Origin of the sequence: Paracraurococcus lichenis (genome assembly GCF_030657435.1) — a bacterium.
GTDB classification, from domain to species: domain Bacteria; phylum Pseudomonadota; class Alphaproteobacteria; order Acetobacterales; family Acetobacteraceae; genus Paracraurococcus; species Paracraurococcus lichenis.
Genome location: NZ_JAUTWS010000033.1, coordinates 22,197 through 43,316, shown reverse-complemented (window position 1 = coordinate 43,316; position 21,120 = coordinate 22,197). Strand labels below are relative to the sequence as shown.

General features: G+C 73.6%; 20 protein-coding genes. 14 read left to right on the top strand and 6 right to left on the bottom strand.

The window, feature by feature from the left end:
- The first annotated feature begins 59 nt into the window (after window positions 1–59).
- Window positions 60–1,007, top strand: coding sequence for an exopolyphosphatase (locus tag Q7A36_RS25460; protein ID WP_305106577.1), 948 nt, complete (start codon window positions 60–62; stop codon window positions 1,005–1,007).
- A gap of 125 nt (window positions 1,008–1,132) precedes the next feature.
- Here the strand turns inward: Q7A36_RS25460 and Q7A36_RS25455 are convergent, their stop codons facing one another.
- The 3 genes from Q7A36_RS25455 to Q7A36_RS25445 form a co-directional block, all read right to left on the bottom strand.
- Entirely contained in the window at window positions 1,133–1,387 is a 255-nt protein-coding gene (locus tag Q7A36_RS25455) for a hypothetical protein (RefSeq protein ID WP_305106576.1), read from the bottom strand.
- Between the two features lie 342 nt (window positions 1,388–1,729).
- A complete protein-coding gene (locus tag Q7A36_RS25450) occupies window positions 1,730–3,346 on the bottom strand; it encodes a sensor histidine kinase (protein ID WP_305106575.1) in 1,617 nt (538 codons plus the stop codon).
- 248 nt (window positions 3,347–3,594) lie between these two features.
- Entirely contained in the window at window positions 3,595–4,830 is a 1,236-nt protein-coding gene (locus tag Q7A36_RS25445) for an MFS transporter (RefSeq protein WP_305106574.1), read from the bottom strand.
- Window positions 4,831–4,904: 74 nt separating this feature from the next.
- On the opposite strand from Q7A36_RS25445, the gene Q7A36_RS25440 reads away from it, so the two are divergent.
- The 5 genes from Q7A36_RS25440 to Q7A36_RS25420 all read left to right on the top strand — a co-directional run bounded on the left by Q7A36_RS25440 (window position 4,905) and on the right by Q7A36_RS25420 (window position 9,593).
- Entirely contained in the window at window positions 4,905–5,705 is an 801-nt protein-coding gene (locus tag Q7A36_RS25440; RefSeq protein ID WP_305106573.1) for a helix-turn-helix domain-containing protein, read from the top strand.
- A gap of 98 nt (window positions 5,706–5,803) precedes the next feature.
- Window positions 5,804–6,010 carry a hypothetical protein gene (locus Q7A36_RS25435; protein WP_305106572.1) on the top strand — a complete coding sequence of 69 codons (207 nt, stop codon included), beginning with the start codon at window positions 5,804–5,806 and terminating at the stop codon, window positions 6,008–6,010.
- Window positions 6,011–6,120: 110 nt separating this feature from the next.
- Window positions 6,121–7,062 carry an acetamidase/formamidase family protein gene (locus Q7A36_RS25430; RefSeq protein WP_305106571.1) on the top strand — a complete coding sequence of 314 codons (942 nt, stop codon included), beginning with the start codon at window positions 6,121–6,123 and terminating at the stop codon, window positions 7,060–7,062.
- Window positions 7,063–7,084: 22 nt separating this feature from the next.
- Complete coding sequence (locus tag Q7A36_RS25425) at window positions 7,085–8,044, top strand: peptidyl-alpha-hydroxyglycine alpha-amidating lyase family protein (protein ID WP_305106570.1); 960 nt, start codon at window positions 7,085–7,087, stop codon at window positions 8,042–8,044.
- Window positions 8,031–9,593, top strand: a complete 1,563-nt coding sequence (locus Q7A36_RS25420; protein WP_305106569.1) for a D-aminopeptidase — start codon at window positions 8,031–8,033, stop codon at window positions 9,591–9,593. Before Q7A36_RS25425 ends, Q7A36_RS25420 begins: the two co-directional genes overlap by 14 nt.
- 63 nt (window positions 9,594–9,656) lie before the next feature.
- Here Q7A36_RS25420 and Q7A36_RS25415 read toward each other — a convergent pair whose 3' ends face one another.
- From Q7A36_RS25415 to Q7A36_RS25405, 3 genes are all read right to left on the bottom strand, one after another.
- Window positions 9,657–10,472 (bottom strand): SDR family NAD(P)-dependent oxidoreductase, encoded by an 816-nt coding sequence (locus Q7A36_RS25415; protein ID WP_305106568.1) that lies wholly within the window; start codon window positions 10,470–10,472, stop codon window positions 9,657–9,659.
- A gap of 147 nt (window positions 10,473–10,619) precedes the next feature.
- Window positions 10,620–11,813 (bottom strand): MFS transporter, encoded by a 1,194-nt coding sequence (locus Q7A36_RS25410; protein WP_305106567.1) that lies wholly within the window; start codon window positions 11,811–11,813, stop codon window positions 10,620–10,622.
- A 92-nt stretch (window positions 11,814–11,905) separates the two neighbouring features.
- Window positions 11,906–12,598 carry a DUF4142 domain-containing protein gene (locus tag Q7A36_RS25405; protein WP_305106566.1) on the bottom strand — a complete coding sequence of 231 codons (693 nt, stop codon included), beginning with the start codon at window positions 12,596–12,598 and terminating at the stop codon, window positions 11,906–11,908.
- Window positions 12,599–13,083: 485 nt separating this feature from the next.
- On the opposite strand from Q7A36_RS25405, the gene Q7A36_RS25400 reads away from it, so the two are divergent.
- The 8 genes from Q7A36_RS25400 (at window position 13,084) to Q7A36_RS25365 (ending at window position 21,120) form a co-directional block, all read left to right on the top strand.
- Window positions 13,084–13,443, top strand: a complete 360-nt coding sequence (locus Q7A36_RS25400; protein WP_305106565.1) for a helix-turn-helix domain-containing protein — start codon at window positions 13,084–13,086, stop codon at window positions 13,441–13,443.
- On the top strand, window positions 13,440–14,534 hold the full coding sequence (locus tag Q7A36_RS25395; RefSeq protein ID WP_305106564.1) for a four-carbon acid sugar kinase family protein: 1,095 nt from the start codon (window positions 13,440–13,442) through the stop codon (window positions 14,532–14,534). Before Q7A36_RS25400 ends, Q7A36_RS25395 begins: the two co-directional genes overlap by 4 nt.
- Window positions 14,531–15,550 (top strand): 4-hydroxythreonine-4-phosphate dehydrogenase PdxA, encoded by a 1,020-nt coding sequence (gene pdxA / locus Q7A36_RS25390; protein WP_305106563.1) that lies wholly within the window; start codon window positions 14,531–14,533, stop codon window positions 15,548–15,550. The genes Q7A36_RS25395 and pdxA overlap by 4 nt, the downstream gene beginning before the upstream one ends.
- A gap of 496 nt (window positions 15,551–16,046) precedes the next feature.
- Window positions 16,047–18,167, top strand: coding sequence for a TonB-dependent receptor (locus tag Q7A36_RS25385; protein WP_305106562.1), 2,121 nt, complete (start codon window positions 16,047–16,049; stop codon window positions 18,165–18,167).
- A 4-nt stretch (window positions 18,168–18,171) separates the two neighbouring features.
- Window positions 18,172–18,855: a Fe2+-dependent dioxygenase gene (locus tag Q7A36_RS25380; RefSeq protein ID WP_305106561.1), complete on the top strand. Its 684-nt coding sequence runs from the start codon at window positions 18,172–18,174 to the stop codon at window positions 18,853–18,855.
- On the top strand, window positions 18,852–20,009 hold the full coding sequence (locus Q7A36_RS25375; protein ID WP_305106560.1) for a PepSY-associated TM helix domain-containing protein: 1,158 nt from the start codon (window positions 18,852–18,854) through the stop codon (window positions 20,007–20,009). The genes Q7A36_RS25380 and Q7A36_RS25375 overlap by 4 nt, the downstream gene beginning before the upstream one ends.
- Entirely contained in the window at window positions 20,006–20,683 is a 678-nt protein-coding gene (locus Q7A36_RS25370) for a MotA/TolQ/ExbB proton channel family protein (RefSeq protein ID WP_305106559.1), read from the top strand. Before Q7A36_RS25375 ends, Q7A36_RS25370 begins: the two co-directional genes overlap by 4 nt.
- A 5-nt stretch (window positions 20,684–20,688) precedes the next feature.
- Window positions 20,689–21,120 carry a biopolymer transporter ExbD gene (locus tag Q7A36_RS25365; RefSeq protein ID WP_305106558.1) on the top strand — a complete coding sequence of 144 codons (432 nt, stop codon included), beginning with the start codon at window positions 20,689–20,691 and terminating at the stop codon, window positions 21,118–21,120.

Genomic DNA, 21,120 nt, shown 5'->3' with positions numbered 1-21,120 from the left:
GCGGAGCGGTGGGATACCGTCGGTCCGAGACGGCAGATCCCACCAGCGGGCACACCATCATGGCCACAGGCAAGTACAGGCTCATCACGCGCAGCGACTTCGACGGACTCGTCTGCGGCATGCTGCTGCGCGAGCTCGACCTCATCGACGAGGTCAAGTTCGTCCATCCCAAGGACATGCAGGACGGGGCGATCCCGGTCACCGACCGGGACATCGTCACCAACCTGCCCTATGTCGAGGGCTGCCACCTCTCCTTCGACCACCATGCCAGCGAGCTGACGCGCTGCGCCGGGCAGGTGCGCGAGAACCACGTCATCGACCCGGCGGCGCCCTCCGCCGCCCGCGTCGTCTACGAATACTACGGCGGCGCCGCAGCCTTCCCGCAGGTCGGCCTCGACCTCATGGCCGCCGTGGACCAGGCGGATTCCGCCCGGTACAGCCGCGAGGACATCCTCGATCCCAAGGGCTGGACGCTGCTGAACTTCCTCATGGACAGCCGCACCGGCCTCGGCCGGTTCCGCGACTTCAGGATCTCGAACTACGACCTGATGATGCGGCTGATCGAGGAATGCCGCACCCACGGGATCGACGAGGTCCTCGCGCTGCCGGACGTGCGCGAGCGAATCGATCTCTACGAGGCGCACCGGGAGCCCTTCGTCGCGCAACTGCGCCGCTGCACCACCGTGCACGGCAGGCTCGCGCTGATCGACCTGCGCGGCGAGGAGACCATCTACGCGGGCAACCGCTTCATGGTCTATGCCCTGTTCCCGCAATGCGACATCTCGGCGCATGTCATCTGGGGCTTCAAGCGGCAGAACACCGTCTTCGCGATCGGCAAGTCCATCCTCGACCGCTCCTCGCCGATCGATGTCGGGACGGTCTGCCTCGGGTATGGCGGCGGCGGCCACCGCGCCGCGGGAACCTGCCAGGTGCCCAATGAGCGGGCCGACGAGGTCAAGGCGGAGATGATCGTCGCGCTGAACGGCGCCGGTCCGGGGGGCGCCTGACCCGGGGCGGGTCGCCCGGCCGCGGCCATGCCGTGACGCGCTGAGCCCGACCCGCCTTGCGGCCAGGCTCCCCGGGATGGAGGTCCGCCAGGGACCGTCCGCGGCGCGGACCCTGGGGCGCCCGCTCAGGCGGACACGTTCCACCCCGCCCGCGGCCGCTCGGCGCGGTCCGCCTGCCGCTCGGCGCGGGCCGCCCGTGACCGCGCGATCAGGGACCGGGTTGCCCGCTGCAGCAGCCTTGCCCGGATGACGCGCACCCGGGCCATGGCGCCTCCCACCAGGGCGCCGTCGATCGCGGCCGCCGCCGCCGCCCAAACGGTCGGGATACCTGGCGACGCCTCGCGCCAGCCCGGCAGCCTCGGGGCGGCGGCGAGCGGCACCCCGAGGGACAGGGCATCCGATGGGCAAGCCTGCGGGCCCGATGCCCCCGGCACACCCGCAGCGATCGTCACAGGCTGGTCCATCTTGCCAAGGTCACATTAACCAGGCGATGCGCAACAGCCGCTGTCCGGAAGGTGTTCCTGCCGCCGTGCCGGCAGGAACACCTTCCGGACAGCCGTGCCCGCAGCCGGTCCCGCGCCACCCCCGGCAAGCGCCCCGATATGCGCCGTCACGGAATCCCGGGCAGGCTTGCGCCTCGGCGATCCGGGCCGCAGGACATGCGGGCCCACCCGCGGACTCCTGCTCCGGCAGCCCGCCGCGGCGGCGGGCACGGGCCCGGCTCAGGCGCCGCCCGCCCGCTCCCACCGGTCCGGCCGGTCCGGGACGAAGGCGATGTCCGCCTCGAGGCCCGCCGGCGCGAAGCGAAGCTCGACCAGGCTGCCCCGGCCCAGGTCGCTGGCCAGCCCGCGCTCCAGCAGGCGCGTGCCGAAGCCGCGACGGCCCGGCGGTCCCGATAGCGGCGGGCCGCCCGCCTCCGTCCAGCGGAGCCGCACGCTCCCGCCCGGCCCGGCCTCGCAGCGGATCGTGACCTGGCCGGCCGGCTGCGACAGCGCGCCGTATTTCACCGCATTCGTGGCAAGCTCGTGGAAGGCGAGCACCAGGGCCTGGGCCTGGCGCGGCGAGACGGCGATGGTCCGGGCTTCGCCGGCAATGGCGATCTGCACCGCCCGGGTCGTCTCGATCCAGGGCGAGAGCGCCGTGCGGATCGTCGTCTCGACCCCGGCCGGCTCCCATTGGCGGGCGGTGAGCATGTCATGCGCCCGGGCCAGGGTGCGCAGCCGCGCCCCGAACTGCTCGGCGAAGCGGGCCGGGTCGCCGCCCGCGGCCTTCAGCGTCGTCGCCGCGATCCCCTGGGTGGTGGCGAGGATGTTCTTCACCCGGTGGTTCAGCTCGGTCAGGATCAGCGCCTGCTGCCGCTCGACGCGCGCCCGCTCGACCTCGGCCCAGGTGCGCGCGGCCACCTCCTCGATGAGGGCGATCTCCTCCGGCGTCCAGGGATGCGGCGCCCGGAAGTTGACGTAGAGCGAGGCGGCGAAGCGGCCGCCGCGGATGAGCGGGACCGAGGCGGCGGCCCGCGTCTCCAGCGCGGCCCAGAGGGCCGGATCCTGGTCCGGATCCCGGGCGAGGTCCGCGGACCACTGGGTCAGGCCCCGCCGCTGCTCCGCGATGGAATGCCGGCCGAAGCCGTCGAGCGGCCAGGCGCCCTGCAGCGGCCCGACCCCATCCGTCCAGCAGGTATGCAGGATGACCGTCGCGTCGTCCGGCTGCACCTCCCCGTAGCCGACGCGGTTCGCGCCAAGGTGGCGGCCGAGCAGCTCGACGCTTGCCTCCATGACGGCCTGCGGCTCCGAGAGGTCGCGCAGCCGCTGCGCCAGCGCCAGGCGGAAGGCCTGCCGCTGCGCCGCCAGCACGCGCCCGGTCGTCTCGGAGACGATGCAGAGCACGCCGCCGACCCCGCCGGCCTCGTCGCGGACGGCGGAATAGGAAACGTCGAAATACACCGTCTCGCCGTAGCCGTGCCGCTCGATGTAGAAGGGCCGGTCGCTGGCGTGGAAGGTCTCGCCCGTCTCGCGCACGCCGCGCAGCAGCGGCTCGAGGTCGTCCCAGAGCTCGGCCCAGTTCTCGCGCGCCGGGCGGCCGAGGGCGCGGGGATGCTTGTCGCCGATCGTCGGTGCATAGGCGTCGTTGTAGAGGGCGACGAATTCCGGCCCCCAGAACAGGACGATCTGCGCCCTGGCCGCCAGCATGAGGTCGACCGTGGCGGCGAGGCTGCGCGGCCAGGCCGAGGGGCTGCCGAGCGGCGTGCCGGCGCCGTCGAGGTCGCGGATGAGCGCGGCCAGGTCCCCGTGCGGCGCGGGCGTTTCGGATCCGGGCAGGGGGGCGGCTGGCTTCGGCATCGGACGACAGAATTGCCCTTGCCGGCGGCGGTTGAAAGGCACCGGACCGATAAAGCACCAAACTTGTCCCGGCACGGCCCATGCACCGCGTCATGGGCGGGAGGGGAGGGAACTCCCCTCCCGCACCCACCCCACCTTTTTCTATGAGTCCGCAGGCTGCAACAGCGGATTCAGAGAAAAAGGAGGGTTGTGGGGGTATCGGGGGGGTTCGGCGCACTGCGCCGAACGTTCTCTCCCTTCCCCCCGGGCTACTCGGCCGGTGCCGCCGCCGCCGCCGCGTGCCGCGTCCAGAGCTCTGGCTTCAGCTCCTCCTCCCGGTTTGGGAAGACCAGGGCGCAGAGGAAGGTCAGCGTGCCGAAGCCGGCCAGCACCAGCATGGGCGTCGTCAGGCCGCCGGTCGCCTCGTGCAGGAAGCCGATGAGGGGCGAGGCCGCGGCGGCGCCGAGGAAGCCGATGGCGAAGCGGATGGAATAGAGCTTGGTGCGCAGCGCCGGCGCGACATAGCGCGCCGTCATGGTCTCGTTCACCGTCACCTGCCCGAAGACCGAGGCGGCGATGAGGGCGGCGAGCGGCAGCACCACCCAGCCCTCGGCGACCGCGAGCAGCGCCATGGCCGGCACCAGCACCATGGCGAGCGGCAGGAAGATCGACTTCAGCGTCCGCCGGTCGATCAGGTGGCCGACCGTGAACTGCGTCAGCCCGCCGCAGAGCGTGGCGAGGAAGGCGAGCAGCCCGACCACCGGCAGCAGGTCGGGCGAGGAGGCCAGCCGCTCCTCCATCAGCTTCGGCAGCAGCAGGGTGAAGGCGTTGAACACCAGGCCGGAGACGGCGGCGATGGTCAGCAGCACCGCGACGGCGCGGCGGACTACGGCCGGCGGGATCGCCGGGAAGGGCTTCTGCGGCCCGGCGGCCTTGGCGGTGTCGAAGGCCGGCTCGCGCAGGTAGAGCAGGCCGAGCGCGATGGAGATGACGCCCGGCGCGACGAAGGCGGCATGCCAGCCGAGCCGCGCCGCGAGCAGCGCGGTGACCACCGGCGCGAGCGCGACGCCGAGATTGCCGAAGACGCCGTTGATGCCGACCGCGCGGCCGACGCGCTGCCCCGCCGCCTCGACCAGCATCGCGGTGCCGATCGGATGGTAGATGGCGGAGAAGGCGCCCATGACGGCGAGCGAGAGGCCGAGGAGCAGCGGCGTGGTCGCCAGCCCGGCCATCACCATCGCCCCGCCCGCGCCGAGGAAGAAGGCCGCCATCAGCGCCTTGCGCCCGAAGCGCTCGGCCAGCCAGCCCATGGGCAGCGACCCTGCGCCGTAGAGCACGAACATCCCGGTGCCGAGGGCCAGCACCGGGCCGAACTCCCGCCCGAAGGCCTCCGGCGCTTGCTGCACGATGCCGAGCACCGCGGTCGCCAGGATCAGCAGCCCGTAATGGGTGAGCGTATGGGCGGCGTTGATGAAGACGATCTGGCGCGTCGCCGGGTCCTGCATCGGGCGATCCTCGGGTCTTGGCGGCTGTTTGGCAGCCATCCTAGGCTGGCCGGAAACAGACGTCCGGCCAAGCCATGTCGCCATCCGGCCATTTGCCGCCCGCGCCCACCCGCCGCCTGCCGCAGGATGCGGTGGACCGGCCGCTCTCCGGCTTCACTCGGGACTATGTGGATGGCGAGCAGGTCCCGCGTCATGCGCATGCCCGGGCGCAATTGCTCTACGCCACGCGCGGCATCATGCGCATCACGACCGATGCGGCGGCCTATGTGGTGCCGCCCGGCCGCGCGCTATGGGTCCCGGCAGGGATGCCGCACGTGACCGCCATGCAGGGGCCGGTCGCGATGCGGGCGCTCTTCCTGCGGGCCGATGCGGCGCAGGCGGGGCCGGCGGGCGTCGCGGTGCTGGCCGTCTCGCCGCTGCTGCGGGAACTGATCCTCGCCGCCTGCTCCGAGCCGCTGGAATGGGACGAGGCCGGGCGCGGCCGGCACCTCACGGCGCTGATCCTCGACGAGATGGCGCGCGCCCCGGCCCTGCCGCTCGGCGTGCCGGCGCTGCGCGACCCGCGCCTGCTGCGCTTGGCCGAGGCGCTGCGGGCCGACCCGGCGCGGGATGCGGACATGGAGTCCTGGGCGGCGGCCTGCGGCGCGAGCCCGCGGACGCTGACGCGGCTGTTCCGGCGCGAGACGGGGATGAGCTTCGGCCGCTGGCGGCAGATGCTGCGCCTGTCGGAGGCCGCGGCGCTGCTGGCGCAGGGCGTGCCGCCGGCGCGGGCGGCCGCGGCGGTCGGCTATGCCAGCGCGCCGGCCTTCGGCGCGGCCTTCCGGGCCGCCTTCGGGACCACGCCGGGCGCCGGGCGGGACTCCGATGTGCGCTAGGACTCATACTTGCTTCACATGGACGTGTGGTATACGATCCGATCCAACGTGTTGCGTTTCGGTCAAGGATCCATCCAGGCCGGGAGGGAGCGAACATCATGCGGGCGCTGGCGATCCGTCACGGCATCCTGGGCTTTGTCGCCCTCTCGACCATCCTCTGGCTCGATCTCGTCTCGGCGGAGATGCTGGCGCGCGTGGCGCTGTATTGCCTGGTCTGGGCCGCCGCATCGACATTGCTCGTGGCGACCGCCGGCGCCGTCATCGCCCTCGCCCGCATGCGCCGGGACAGCCGCCAGCCCTTCTGACGCCAGCCGTCCCGTCCCCAGCAGTTCTGCCCCGTTCGTCCCGCCCCTCTGGCCGGCGGCGCCGGCCGACCGCATCATCGCGCGACCCTGCCCGAGGAGCCGGTCGCGCCATGGCCTTCCACTCGCTGCCCGCCACGCCTGAGACGACGCGCATCGGCGTCTTCGACGCTGGCTTCCCGCCGGTGCTGCGCATCGCGTCCGGCGACACGGTGGAGGTCGAGTGCGTCTCCGGCCGCCCCTCCGTGCTGCCGCCCGAGGGCAGCGGCCTCGCCATCCCGCCCGCGCTGAAATCCGTCGTCGAGGCCAACCGCGAGCCCTGGCTCGGCCACATCATGACCGGCCCGATCGCCGTCGCGGGCGCCGAGCCGGGCGACACGCTCGAGGTCTCGATCGACCGCATCGAGCCGGGCGCGGACTGGGGCTACAACGTGATCCGCCCGCTGGCCGGCACGCTGCCCGAGGATTTCCACGAGACCCACCTGATGCACATCCCGGTGGACCGGGAGCGCCGGGTCTGCCGGCTGCCCTGGGGTACGGAACTGGCCCTCGCCCCCTTCTTCGGCGTCATGGGCGTTGCGCCACCGCCGGCCTTCGGGACCATCACCTCCATCGCGCCGCGCATCCATGGCGGCAACCTCGACAACAAGGAATTGCAGGTCGGCTCGAGCCTGTTCCTGCCGGTGCACGTGCCGGGCGCCAATTTCTCGGTCGGCGACGGCCATGGCGTGCAGGGCGATGGCGAGGTCTGCGTCAGCGCGCTCGAGATGTGCCTGACCGGCACCTTCACCTTCCGCCTGCACAAGCGCACCGGCCAGGCCATGCCGCGGGCCGAGACGCCGACCCACTGGATCGCCATGGGCATCAACGAGGACCTGGACCAGGCGATGAAGCAGGCGGTCCGGGAGATGATCGCCTTCATCTGCGGCCGCACCAATCTCTCGCGCGAGCAGGCCTATGCCTTCTGCTCGCTCGCCGTCGATTTCCACGTGACGCAGACGGTGAATGGCGAGAAGGGCGTGCATGGCCTGCTGAAGAAGGGCCTGCTGTTCTGATGCACGGGGGGAGGGAACAACCATGACCGGGACATTCGGCACCGGCGAGTTCCGCTACGAGGCGGTGGAGGGCTGGGGGCAATTGCCCGAGGGCTGGTCGCTGAAGGAGGTCGCCGCCGTCGCGGTGGACAGCCAGGACCGCGTCTATGCCTTCAGCCGCGGCGAGCACCCCATCGTCGTCTTCGACAGGGACGGCAAATTCCTGACGAGCTGGGGCGAGGGCCTCTTCAGCCGCGCGCATGGGCTGCACATGGGCCCGGACGACATCCTGTGGTGCACCGACGATGGCGACCACACCGTGCGCAAATGCACCCTCGACGGCCGCGTGCTGCTGACCATCGGCCTGCCGCGGCAGCCCGCGCCCTTCATGTCGGGCCGGCCCTTCAATCGCTGCACCCATACCGCGCTCTCGCCCGAGGGCGACATCTATGTCTCCGACGGCTACGGCAATGCCGCCGTGCACAAATATTCGCCGCAGGGCCGGCACCTCCTCTCCTGGGGCCGGCCGGGCATGGAGCCCGGCGAGTTCAACCTGCCGCACAACATCGTCTGCGACGATGCGGGCCTGGTCTATGTCGCGGACCGGGAGAGCCACCGGGTCCAGATCTTCGACGGGAATGGCCGCTACCAGGGGCAATGGACCAATGTCCACCGACCCTGCTCGCTCTTCCTCGGCAAGGGGCGCTGCCCCTGCTGCTATGTGGGCGAACTGGGACCGCAGCTTCCCGTCAACCGCGACTTTCCCAATCTCGGCCCGCGCATCTCGGTCCTCGACATGGAGGGCAAGGTGCTGTCGCGCTTCGGCGAGCTCGGCGGCGGGCCCGGCCAGTTCTGGTCGCCGCACGGGCTCTGCGTCGACAGCCGGGGCGACCTCTATGTCGCCGAGGTCAGCTTCACCGCCTGGCCGCGCTACCACGACGGCAGGCCGCCGCCGCCCGAGGGCGTGCGCTGCCTGCAGAAATACCGCCGTGTTGCCGCCTGAGGCCGGGCGGCTGGACCGCCTGCTGCGCGACCTGCCGCGCCTCTACCCCGGGCCGGGCGGCGCCATCGCGGTGCTGCGCCGGGGCGAGGTGCTGGCGCGGCGTGCCTGGGGCTATGCCAATGCCGAGCGGCGCATTCCCTTCACGCCGCGGACGCTGTTCCGGATGTGCTCCGTCACCAAGCAGTTCACCTGCGCCCTGGTGCTGGATGCCTGCCCGGACCCTATGGCGCTCGGCCCGCTCCTCCGCGCCCGCCTGCCGCATCTGGAGGGGCCGGCGCCGACGGCGCTGCACCTCATGCACAACCAGTCCGGCCTGCGCGACTACTGGGCGGTCGCCATGCTGCACGGCGCGCCGGCCGAATCGGCCTTCGGCGCGGCGGAGGCGGCGCGGGTCATCGCCGGCACCCGGACGCTGCAATTCGCGCCGGGCAGCCGCTATTCCTACGCCAACCAGAATTTCCGCCTGCTCTCGGAGGCGCTGGAGGAACAGACCGGCCGCAGCCTCGCCGAGCTGCTGCGCAGCCGCCTCTTCGAGCGCATCGGCATGGGCACGGCGCTGCTCGCCGCCGACACGCGCGCCATGCCGGACGGGACGGAGGGCTACGAGGGCAGCCAGGCCAGCGGCTTCCGCGCCGCCGAGAACCGCATCCTCTGGACCGGCGATGCCGGGCTCGGCGCCAGCCTCGACGACATGATCGCCTGGGAGCGGCATATCGACGCGACGCGCGACGAGGCGGAGTCGCTGCCGCGCCGCCTCTCGGCGCCCGTCGCCTTCGCCGACGGCAATCCGGCGGCCTATGGCTTCGGCCTCTCCCGCGGGACGGAGTTCGGCCGCGCCGTCATCGGCCATGGCGGCGCGCTGCGGGGCTGGCGCAGCCACCGGCTCTATGTCCCGTCGGAGCGCGTCTCGGTCGTGGTGCTGTTCAACCACCTCGCGGATGCCTCGGCCGCGGCGCTCGACGCGCTGGCGGCGGTGCTGGGCGAGGCGCGGCCGCAGCCCGATGCCACCCTGCCGCCGCCCGCCTGGCTCGGCGCCTGGCGCGAGCCGGAGACGGGGCTCGCAGCCCGCATCGACCTCGCCGCACCCGGGCAGCTCCGCCTGCGCTTCGGCCATTCCGCCGAACGGCTGGACCTGCAGCCCGACGGCAGCGCGGGCAATGGCCGCACGCGGCTGCGTCCCGCCGCCGAGGGGCTCTGGATGGACCGGCCGCAGGAGAACCAGTCGAGCCGGCTCGATCCCCGCAACGGCGAGCCCCGGCCCGACATCGCCGGGCGCTACCGCTGCGAGGAACTCGATGCGGAACTCACCGTCGCCGATGCCGGCGACGCGCTCTACGGCGGGTTATCGGGCTTCCTCGGCCGGGGGCGGATGGAACTGCTGGACCCGATCGGCCCCGATCTCTGGGCGCTGCCCTGCCCCCGGGCGCTGGACCACACGCCGCCGGGCGACTGGACGATCGCGGTGCGGCGTGATGCCGCCGGCCGGGCCGAGGGCATCACCCTCGGCTGCTGGCTCGCCCGCGGCCTGGCCTATCGGCGGGTCGGGTGAGGCACGCCCGCGAAAGCCCCGGCTTCCGTGGACCGCCGCCCGCCGGACCGGTCCGGCCCTGGCTCAGCGGCCCGGCGAGGGCTCCTGCTGCGGCTTGCCGGTGCCGGGCGCCGCCATCTTCGCATGCGCCTTGGCCGCCATGCCGGCCGGGGTGATGGAGGCGATCGCGGTCTGCAGCTTGTTGTGCCAGCCGCTGACCACGTCGCCGTCGCCGCGCATCATGGCCTTGAAGCCGGTCTCGGCGACCATCGCCGGGTCGTCCTTCTTCGCCGTGCCGATCTTGGTGTCGAGCATGTCGGCGCGCTCGAAGAACTCGGTCTCGGTCGCGCCTGGCATCAGCACGGTCACGCTGATGCCATCCTCCTTCACCTCGTGCCGCAGCGCGAAGGAGAAGCTGTCGAGGAAGGCCTTGGAGGCGTTGTAGACCGCCTGGTAGGTGCCCGGCATGAAGCCGGCGATGGAGCCGGTGATCAGGATCCGGCCCTGCCCGCGCTGCCGCATGCCGCGCCCGACCTGCTGGATCAGGTAGAGCGTGCCGGTGACGTTGGTGTCGATGACGTGCCGGACCTCCTTCCAGTCCTGGTCGAGGAAGCCCTTGCCGAGGCCGCGGCCGGCATTGGCCAGCAGCGCCTCGACCGGGCGGCCGCGCAGCGCGCCGGTGAGCCTGTCCACGCCCTCGGTCGTCGAGAGATCGGCCTGCACGGCATCGACCTGCGCGCCGAGGCTCCGGATCTCGGTCGCGACCTGCTCGATCTCCGGCTCGTCGGCGGCGATCAGCAGGTCGAAGCCGTTGCGGGCGCAGATCCTGGCGAGTTCGCGGCCGATGCCGGAGGAGGCGCCGGTGACGACGGCGAGCGGCTGCGAGGCGGTCGAGGACATGAGCCTGTTTCCCAGAGGATCAGGCCCCCCAACAGCCGTGTGGCGGCGCGCGTTCCCAGGGTTCCGCCGGCCACACGACCCGCCTTGTATGTTGGGCGCGCCGATTCAGACCTCCGGGCCATCCGGCCCTTCGGTCATCGGCGCGCCTCAGGACGGCGCCGGCCGCAGCGGCAGCAGGCAGGCGAGGGCGAGCAGCGCGAGCAGCCCGCCGAGGCCGAGCACCGCGACCGCCGGCAGCGCCGCGACCAGCGGCGCCGTCACGGTCGGCGCGCCGGCCTGGGCCAGCAGGATCGGCAGCGCCAGCCGGCCCATCAGCACCGGGTAGCCCTTCGGGCCGAAGAGCGCGAGCGGCACCGCGCCGCGGCTGATGGTGAGGATCCCGTTGCTCGCGCCGTAGAGCACGACGAAGGGCACCGCCGCGGCAGGCCCCGCCAGCACCAGCAGCAGGGCGCCCGCCGGCAGCAGCGCGCCGCCGAGCCTTGCCGCGGTCAGCGGATGCGCCGCCCGGCCCAGCGTGAACTCCAGCAGCCGCCCGCCGACCTGCGACGGCCCCTGCAGCGCCGCCGCCCCGACCGCCGCCGCGGCCGAGAGGCCGAGCCCGCCCAGCACCGCGATGATGTGCACCGAGAGCGTGGCGCTGATGACGGCGCGCAGCGTGAAGAAGACCGCGAGCAGCAGGAAGCTCCGCCGCACCCAGGCGGCGGGCGGCGGCGGGTCCCCGGGCTCCGCCGCCGCGCCCGGCGCAGCCTCGGCCGGCGCCGCCGCGCGCGGCACCAGCAGGTAGAGCGGCAGAACGACGAACAGCACCAGCGCAGCATAGGCGAGGCAGGTGCCCCGCCAGCCCAGCCATGGCACCAGCGCCGCGCTCATCGGCCAGCCGAGGGTGCTGGCGAAGCCGGCGAGCAAGGTGACGGTGGTGATCGGCCGCCGCGCCGCGCGGCCATAGAGCACGCCGAGGGTGGCGAAGGCGGCCTCGTAGAGCCCCAGGGCCATGCCGAGGCCGAGCACCATCCAGCCCAGCGCCCAGCCCCAGAGCCCGGGCAGCAGGCCGAGCAGCGCGAGGCCGCAGGCCAGCACCAGGGCGGAGGCGAGCAGCACCGGCCGGCCGCCCCGCTGCGCGATCGCCGCGCCGACCCGTGGCGCGCAGAGTCCCGAGATCAACAGGGCGAGGGAGAAGGCGCCATAGACCAGCGTCCGGTCCCCGCCGGATTCCTCGACGACGACCGGCGCGACCACAGCCGGCAGGTAGTAGCTGACCGCCCAGGCCAGGGTCTGCGCGGTGCCGAGGATCAGGGCGGTGCGGGTGGCCTCCGCAGGGGCCGGTGCGGCGGGCGGGTTCATCTGGCGTGACAGCGAGGCATGGCGGAAGCCTCGCCCGGCCGCGCCGCCGCGCCAAGCGGATGCCCGGCGGGTTCATCCGCCGGGCAGGATGCTCAGCCCTGCAGGCCCTGCTGCAGCCGCTGCGCGAGCTGCAGGTGCTGCTCGAGATCCGGCAGGGTCTTCTGCACCCATTGCTTGAGCTGCGGATTGTCGCCGGACTGGCCGTAATTGCGGAACATGTCGACGGCCTGCTGGTGCGCCGTGACCTGCTGACGGGCATAGAGCCGGTCGAGCTCCGCGCCGCTCGCCTGCTGGAGCTGCTGCAGCAGCGCGGTATGCTGCTGGTCCAGCCCCTCGGGCTGCGGGCCGCCCTGGGCATTGGTGATCGGGCCGCTCTGCGCATTGCCCTGCGACTCGCGGCCGTTCGGCAGCGGGACATCAGCGCCGGTGCCGGAGCCCGGGATCTGCTGCGCGAGGGTCAGCCGCTCCTTCGTCGTCTTCTCGTGGTCGCGGATCATGTGCTGGGCGAATTCCTTCACCTGCGCATTCTGTGACTTCTCGCCGGCCAGCCGACTGCTGGCGATCTCGAAGCGGTCGCTCATGGTGGCGAGGCGGATGAACTCCGGCGTGGTCACCACCTCGGCGCGGGCGCCGGTGGCGGCCGGCGCGGGCGTGCCGGCCTGCCCGGCGCCGCCGACCTGGCCCTGGACGGCCTGGGCACGCTGCTGCTCGGTCTGGGCCAGGGCCGGGCCGGCCGCGAGGGCCGCGCCGGCGAGCAGGGTCAGTCTCCGGTTGATCCGGTGCATGAAGCGTCTCCCGTCCTGGCCGCCCGGGGGAATGCGGGGGGGAGGCGGCCGGCTGCGGGGAGGAACGGTCGCGGGGCCGTGCGGTTCTGCCGCCGGTTGGGGCTGGCTGCTCGGGCAGGGGGCGAAGGCGACGCGGTGGAAGCCGGGGACGGGCAAGCGCCCGTCATCGCGGACCGGCCGTGGACGCAGATGGTCCGGGCGAAGGCGCGCCCGACCGTCCTTCGGGGTCGCCCGACGAAGCCGCACCTCCCCCGGCAATCTGAACCGGTCGAGGCATAGGCCCCGGCTGGCGGCCCCGGCCGTCGCCGCCTGCAGGCCCGCGCCGCCGATCGGGATCTCCGGCCGGCGTCTGCCCTTCATCACGGCATGGGCCTGGGCGGACGGCGCGCATCCGCCAGGGGGGGGCGGTTGACGCCGTCGCGGCGGCCGGCTTAGCAGTGCCGAGCACATCGAGCAGGTGTTCGCACTCCGATCACGAGGCGGGCATGGGCGAGGCGACGGCGCCGAAGCGGGAGGACCGCCCGGCCGACAACCCGAAGAACCAGGTGCGGTCCTTCGCCACGCCCTTCGCCGTGCTGGGCGCCTTCGGGCCCGGCCTGCCGGCTTTGACGGTCGCCGAGGCGGCGATGCGCGTCGGGCTTGACCATGGCACCGCCCTTCACCTGATCCATACCCTGCGCGACCCCGGCAGCCTGCGCGCCGCACCCGGCGGGCGCCGCGTCCGGCTGGCGCGGACAGGCCTCGGGCCCAGCCTTGCCTCGCGCGACCTGGCCGCGCCCCGCGCGCAGGTGGCGGCGGCCCGCCGCTCGCACGGGGCGACCGGCCCTTGGCAGGTGCCGCGATGACCCGGCCGGTCCTGCGGTTGCTGGCGGACGACCTGACCGGCGCGCTGGACACGGCGGCGGAGTTCTCCGCGCTCTGCGGCCCGGTGCCGGTGCGGTGGGATGCCGCGCCGGCCGAGGGCAGCCTCGCGCTCTCGAGCGACACGCGGGAGGCGCCGCGCGAGGCCGCCATCGCCGCGGTGCGGGCCCTGGCGCCGGCGCTGGCGGGCGCGGGCATCGCCTACCGCAAGCTGGACAGCCTGCTGCGCGGCAACGTCGCGACGGAACTCGCGGCCTGCTGGGCCAGCGGGGCCTGGCGGCACGCCATCATCGCCCCGGCCTTCCCGGCACAGCGGCGCATCGCCCGCGGCGGCCAGGCGCTGGCCGGCACGGCGGAGGGCGGCTGGGCGCCCATCCCCATGCCGGCCTGGGCGGCCGAGGGGCTGGAGGTCCGGCCGGGCCGCCCGGACGCGCCGCTGCCGCCCGGCATCGCCTGGTTCGACGCGGAGACGGATGCGGACCTCGCCCGCATCGCCGCGCTCGGCCGCGCGGCCCAGGGGCCGGTGCTGTGGTGCGGCAGCGGCGGCCTCGCCCGCGCCCTGGCCGGCACCGCCGGCGTGGTGCCGGAGACGGCGTTGCGGCCGCCGGTGCTCGGCCTCTTCGGCTCCGACCAGGCGGCGACCGCGCGGCAATTGGCCGCCTGCGGCGAGGCCTGGCTGCCCCTCGCGGAGGCCGCCGAGGCGCCGCGCGTGGCGCGGCACCTGGACGGGGTGGGCGCCGCGCTGGTCAGCCTCGCCCTGCCCGCCGGCCTGCCGCGCGATACGGCCGCCGCGCGCATCGCCGCCGAATTTGCCGCGCTGCTGCGCGCCCTGCCGCGTCCCGGCACGCTCGTCGTCGCGGGCGGTGAGACGCTGCGCGCCGTCTGCGCCGCGCTCGGCGCGCAGGGCCTGCTCGCCACCGGCCTCGTGCGGCCCGGCGTCCCGCGCTCCCGTCTGCAGGGCGGCGCCTGGGACGGGCTGCCCGTCGTCTCGAAATCCGGCGCCTTCGGGGATGCCGCGCTGTGGCGCGACCTGCTGGCCGCCAACCACCTGCCCCGGAAGGACCACCGCGCATGACCGCGCATCTTGCCATCACCATGGGCGATCCTGCCGGGATCGGGCCCGAGATCATCGTCAAGGCCTGCCGGGCGCTGGCGCCGCGGCTGGCCGCCGGCGCGCTGAAGCTGCTGGTCATCGGCCATGGCACGGCGCTGCACCAGGCCCGGGCCGCCTTCGCGCCGGAGGTCGAGATCCCCGCGGTGGCCGCCGGCGACGACTGGCCGCCGCTCGCCTTCCTCCCCGCCGGGGAGGAGCGCGCGCCGATCGCGCCCGGCCAGCTTTCGCCGGAGGCCGGGCGCTTCGCCTATCTCGCGATCGAGCAGGGCGTGCGCCTCGCCCAGTCCGGCCGCGTCGCCGCGCTGGTGACGGCGCCGCTGAACAAGGAGGCGCTGAACGATGCCGGCCACCACTATGCCGGCCATACCGAGATGCTGGCGGCGCTGACCGGCCGCCGCGGCAGCGTGATGATGCTGGCGCATGGCAACATGCGCGTCAGCCACGTCACCACGCATGTCGCCCTGGAGGAGGTGCCGAAGCGGGTGACGCCGGAGCGCATCCGGCTGGTGCTGGACCTGACGCATGACGCGCTGAGGCGCCTCGGCATCGCGCGGCCGCACATCGCCGTCGCGGCGCTGAACCCGCATGCCGGGGAGGGCGGCCTCTTCGGCCGGCAGGATATCGAGGTGGTGGCGCCGACCATCGCCGCCGCGGTGGCCGAGGGGATGCGCGTGACCGGCCCGGTGCCGGGCGATACGGTCTTCGTCAAGCTGCGCGCCGGGCAGTTCGACGCGGTGGTGGCGATGTACCACGACCAGGGGCACATCCCGGTCAAGCTGCTCGGCTTCCAGGTGGATCCTGCGACGGGTCGATGGGAAGCGCTCTCGGGTGTCAACATCACCCTCGGCCTGCCGGTGATCCGCACCTCGGTGGACCACGGCACCGCCTTCGACATCGCCGGCAAGGGGATCGCCAGCGAGACCAGCCTGATCGAGGCCATCGAATACGCGGAGCGACTCGCCGGCAGCGTGGCCTGACCGGACCGCTGCGTCGCATCGGGATCGCCGGTTCCACCGACATCGATTGCGGTGCCGGCCTCCGCGCCCTGGCCACCGCCCCGGCGGCCAGGGCCGGGCCGGCGACACGATGGCCGTCGCATCCGGTGGGCGCGCCGCGACCACGGCCCTGACGGCATCGCACTCCTGGGCGCCGTTCGGCGCTGCAGGTCCCGACCGCCACCCCGCGGCGGGCCTGCATCCCGCACGGCCTCGTTCAGCAACCCATGTCGCGGCTGCGCGCGGCGGTGCCGGAGGTCCCGGTCCGCCGCGATTGGTATGCGGCGCAGTCCCGCCTCGGGCGGCGCGCCCGCTGCCAGGCCGCACCGAGGCGTCGGGGCGCATGCGGGATAGGGGGAGGCGGGGGCCTGACAGGGCCGGCGATCGACGGCATGGTTGCGAATGATTTGCAGGCGCTATTGCGACTGATTCTTACTTGCGGTAACAGGGTCAGGCCCACTGCCGGATCGACCCGCCTATGTCCCTGCGCCCGACCCCCGCCGCACTCCAGCCGAGCCTGGGCCTGACCGGCCTCGGCGTGCTGGCCGCCTTGCCCGCCGCGGCGCAGACCCCGCCGGCCACGCTTGCCCTGCCCGAGTTGAACGTCCAGGCGCCGACCCCGCCGCGCTACCGTGCCGACGAGACGCCCGTCGTCCGCATGCCCACCGATGTGCGGGAGGCGCCGCAGAGCATCACCGTGGTGCCCCGCGCGCTGATCGAGGAGCGCGGCGCGACCAGCCTGCGGGAAGCGCTGCGCAACGTGACCGGCATCAGCCTCGCCGCCGGCGAGGGCGGCTTCTCCGGCGACAACCTGACGCTGCGCGGCTTCTCCGCCCGCAACGACTTCTTCATCGACGGCATCCGCGACTCCGCGCAGTACACCCGCGATCCCTTCTTCCTCGACAGCGTCGAGGTCCTGAAGGGCCCGTCCTCCATCATGTTTGGCCGCGGCTCGACCGGCGGCGCCATCAACCTCACGACCCGGATGCCGAAGCAGGGCAATTCCGGGGAGCTGACGCTGACCGGGATGACCCCCTTCGGCCTGCGCTCGACCGCCGACGTCAACCTCGCGGCCGGCGATGTCGCGGTGCGGCTGAATGCCATGGCCCATACCCAGGACCAGAGCGGCCGGACGCGCGTGAACAACGAGCGTTGGGGCGTCGCGCCCTCCGCCACCTGGGGGCTCGGCACCAATACCCAGCTCTCGCTGCACTACCTGCACCAGTCGGAGGACAACGTCCCCGATTTCGGCGTGCCCTTCGCCAATGGCCTTCCGGTGCCGGTGAGCCGCGGCGCCTTCTACGGCCTCAACAACCTCGACCGCGAGCGGACCGAGACCGACGTGGTGACGGCGACCATGCGGCACCGCTTCGCCGACGGCATCAGCCTGCGCAACACCACCCGCTACGGCAACTACACGCGCGACATCGACGCGACCGCGCCGCGGCTGATCGGCACCGTCACGCCGTCGACCAACCTCGCCAATGTCCTGGTCAACCGGCAGCCGCAGGTGCGCAACGGCGTCGACACCATCCTGCAGAACCAGACCGAGCTGCGCGTCGTCGCCAATACCGGGCCGGTGCGGCACCAGATCGTCGCCGGGCTCGAGGCCGGGCGCGAGACCGCGCAGCTTGCCCGCTTCACCACCAATGCGCGGCCGGCCGCGAACCTCTTCGCGCCGGATTTCTACCAGCCCTTCACCGAGATCCGTACCCTCAACACCAATACCGAGACCACCGCCTATACGGTCGGCGCCTTCCTCGTCGACCAGATGCAGCTCGGCGAGTATTTCGAGGTGCTGGTCGGCGGCCGCTACGACATGTTCAATGCCGAATACACGCAGCTCGCCGCCGCGACGCGGGTAAGCACCAACTTCAACCGCACCGACAACATGTTCAGTTGGCGCGGCGCCCTGGTGTTCAAGCCCTGGACCAGCGTGCGCACCTACTTCGCCGCCGGCACCTCCTTCAACCCCTCGGCCGAGGCGCTGACGCTGGCGGCCAATACCGCCAACCTCGATCCCGAGCGCAACCGCTCCTTCGAGTTGGGGGCGAGCTGGGACGTCACCCAGGACCTGGCGATCCGCGGCGCGCTCTTCCGCATCGAGAAGACCAATGCCCGCACGCCTGACCCGACCAACGGCACGCTCAACGTGCTGGACGGCGAGCAGCGCTCGGACGGCTTCGAGGTCTCGGCCGCCGGCCGCATCACCCGGGACTGGAACGTGATCGCCGGCTATACCTACATCGACGGCGAGATCACCAAGTCGAACAACCCCGCCGAGCGCGGCAGGCAGTTGCTGAACACGCCGCGCAACACGGCGACGCTCTGGACCAGCTACGACCTGCCCTACGGCGTCCAGCTCGGCGGCGGCCTCAGCTACATCGACGCGCGCTATGGCAACAACACCAATACCGTCCGCGTGCCGGCCTATACCCGCTTCGATGCCGCCCTCGCCTGGTCGGTCACCGAGAAGGTGCAGCTCCGCGTCAATGCCCTCAACCTCACGGACAAGCGGTTCTACGAGGGCGTCTACCAGGGCAACGTGACGCCGGGCGCCGGCCGCACCTTCCTCTTCACCGTCGCGGCGAGGTACTGAGCCGATGCTGGTCCGCATCGCCGGATTGCTCGACGCGGCGGAACTCGCCGAGGCGCAGGCGCTGCTGGCGCGCGCGCCCTGGGTGGACGGGCGGGTGACCGCCGGCCACCAGTCGGCGCAGGTGAAGGACAACCTGCAGATCCCCGAGGGCAGCCCGGAGCACCGGGCGCTCGGCGGTCTCGTGCTCGGCGCGCTCGAACGCTCGGCGCTGTTCCTCACCGCCGTGCTGCCGCTCAAGGTCTTCCCGCCGCTGTTCAACCGCTACGACGCGGGCATGACCTTCGGCGCGCATGTCGACAACGCCATCCGGCTGCTGTCCGGCGGCGGCGGGCGCATCCGCACCGATGTCTCCTGCACGCTGTTCCTGGCCGATCCGGAGAGCTACGACGGCGGCGAGTTGATCGTCGAGGACAGCTATGGCGCGCACAGCGTCAAGCTCGCCGCCGGGGATGCGGTGGTCTACCCCTCGACCAGCCTGCACCGCGTCGCGCCGGTCACCCGCGGCTCGCGCCTCGCCAGCTTCTTCTGGATCCAGAGCATGGTGCGCGACGACGGCCAGCGCAGCCTGCTCTTCGACCTCGACATGGCCATCAACCGCGCCCGCGCCGACCTCTTGCCCGGGCACGGGTCGCTGACGGAGCTGACCGCGGTGTACCACAATCTGCTGCGCCGCTGGGCGGACGCATGACCGCCCGCCGCGCCCTGCTGCTCGGCCATCGCTGGATCGGCCTGGTTCTCGGCCTGGTGCTCGCGTTGCTGGGCGCGAGCGGCAGCATCCTCTCCTTCCAGCGCGAGATCGACGCGGCGCTGCACCCGGCGCTCTTCACCGCCAGCGGGCCGGCCAGCCCGGAGATCGGCTATGCCGCCATCATGCGGGCGGCCGAGGCCGCCGGCCGCCCGGTGGGCGGCATCCGCCCGCCCGATGCGGTCTGGCCGGTCTGGATCGTCTCGCCGCCGCGGGGCGCGCGCGGCGGGCTGACCGGCACCTACGACCCGGCGACGGGGGCGCTGCTCGGCGAGTGGGATACCCGTGCCGGCTTCGTCGGCACCGTGCGGCAGTTCCACGAGGTGCTGCTGCTGCGCGAGCAGGGCGGGCGGGAGATCGTCGGCTGGCTCGGCGTGCTGACGCTGCTCTTCTGCGGTACCGGCCTCTGGCTCTGGTGGCCGCGGCAGGGCGGCCTGGGCCGCGCGCTCGTCACGCTGCGCCGCCGGCCGGCGCTGCTGCTGAACCTCGACCTGCACCGGCTGGTGGGCGTCTGGACGGTCCTGGTGCTGGCCGTGGTCGCCTTCTCCGGCGTCGCCATCGTCTTCCCCGGCTGGTTCCGCCCGCTGCTCGGCATCGCCGCGCCCGGCCCGGGCTTCGGTCCCGCTGCCGGCCCGGCACCCGAGCGCGCCGGCAGCCGACCGGCCGGTGGCCAGGAGCGGCCCCGCGCCCCGGCCGGGCCGGATGCGGATGCGATCGTCGCGGCCGCGCTGGCGCATCTGCCGGGGCAGGAGGTCACCGGCCTCTCGCCGCCCGCCCGCCCGGGCCAGGGCTGGACCGTGACGCTGCGGCCGGCGGGCACCGACCCGGAGGTGCGCGCCCGGACCCTGCTGAGCCTCGACGCCGCCTCCGGCGCCGTGCTGCAGGAGCGCGGGCCGCGCACCCGCGGCCCGGCGGAGGAGGCGCTGGCGCTGCAGCGCTGGCTGCATGGCGGCGCGCTGCTCGGCTGGCCCGGCCGGATCCTGGTCTTCCTCTCCGGCCTGGCCATGCCGCTCTTCTTCGTCACCGGCCTCGCGGCCTGGCTGCTCCGCCGGCGCAACCGCCGCCGCCTCGCCCTCCTGCAAGGCAAGCCCGCATGACAGACGCGCCCGACCTCTCGCCCCTCGCCCTCGTCCTGCAGGCCGACCCGGTCGTGCAGGGGGTGATGGCGCTGCTGCTGCTCGCCTCGCTCGCCGGCTGGGCGGTGATCCTGGAGAAGGCCGTGGCGCTACGCGGCCTGGCGCGGGAGGCGCGGCGCCTCGCCGCCCAGGCCGCGCAGCCCGACCAGCCGCCGCCCGGGGGCGAGGGCCTGGCCGCCGCCGCCATGCGCGCCGGTCAGGCGGAATGGCGCGAGGGGCGCGAGGCGGCCGAGACCGCCGGCGAGTTCCGCGCCCGGATCGAGCACGCCATGCGCGCGAGCGTCGCGGCGCGGCTGCGCGGGGCGGAGCCGGGCCTGCCGCTGCTGGCGACGATCGGCTCGGTCAGCCCCTTCATCGGCCTCTTCGGCACGGTCTGGGGCATCATGCACAGCTTCGCCGGCATCGCAGCCCAGGGCGACACCAGCCTGGCCACCGTCGCACCGGGCATCGCCGAGGCGCTGTTCGCCACCGCCGTCGGGCTCGTCGCCGCAATCCCGGCGACCATCGCCTACAACCGCTGCGCCACCCGCCTGTCGCGCATCCGGCAGGAGGCACTGGCCGCCGCCACCGCCATCGCCCATCGCCTCGCCCGCCAGCCGCGCGTCTTCGCCGGCGGCCGGGCCGCGGCGGAGTAGCCGCCATGGCGATGCTGCTGCCGGGCGGCGATGACGGGGACGAAGCCCGCCCCGTCGCCGACATCAACGTCACGCCGCTGGTCGACGTGATGCTGGTGCTGCTGGTGATCTTCATGGTGACCGCGCCGATGCTGAGCATGGGCGTCCCCGTCGACCTGCCGCGCGCCGCGGCGGCGAGGCTCGCCCCGCCGGAGCCGCCGCTCGAGCTCGGCCTGACCCGCGAGGGCGGGCTGTTCCTCGGCAAGGAGGCGATCGAGGAGGCGGCGCTGGCCGAGCGGCTCTCGGCCGAGCATGCGCGCGCCCCCGAGCGGGCGCTGCACCTGCGCGCCGACCGCGGCATCGAATATGGCGAGGTGCTGCGGGTCATGGCCCTGGTGCAGGGCGCCGGCATCAGCCGGGTGGCGCTGGTCGCCCAGCCGCCGGCCGCGGGGCGCTGA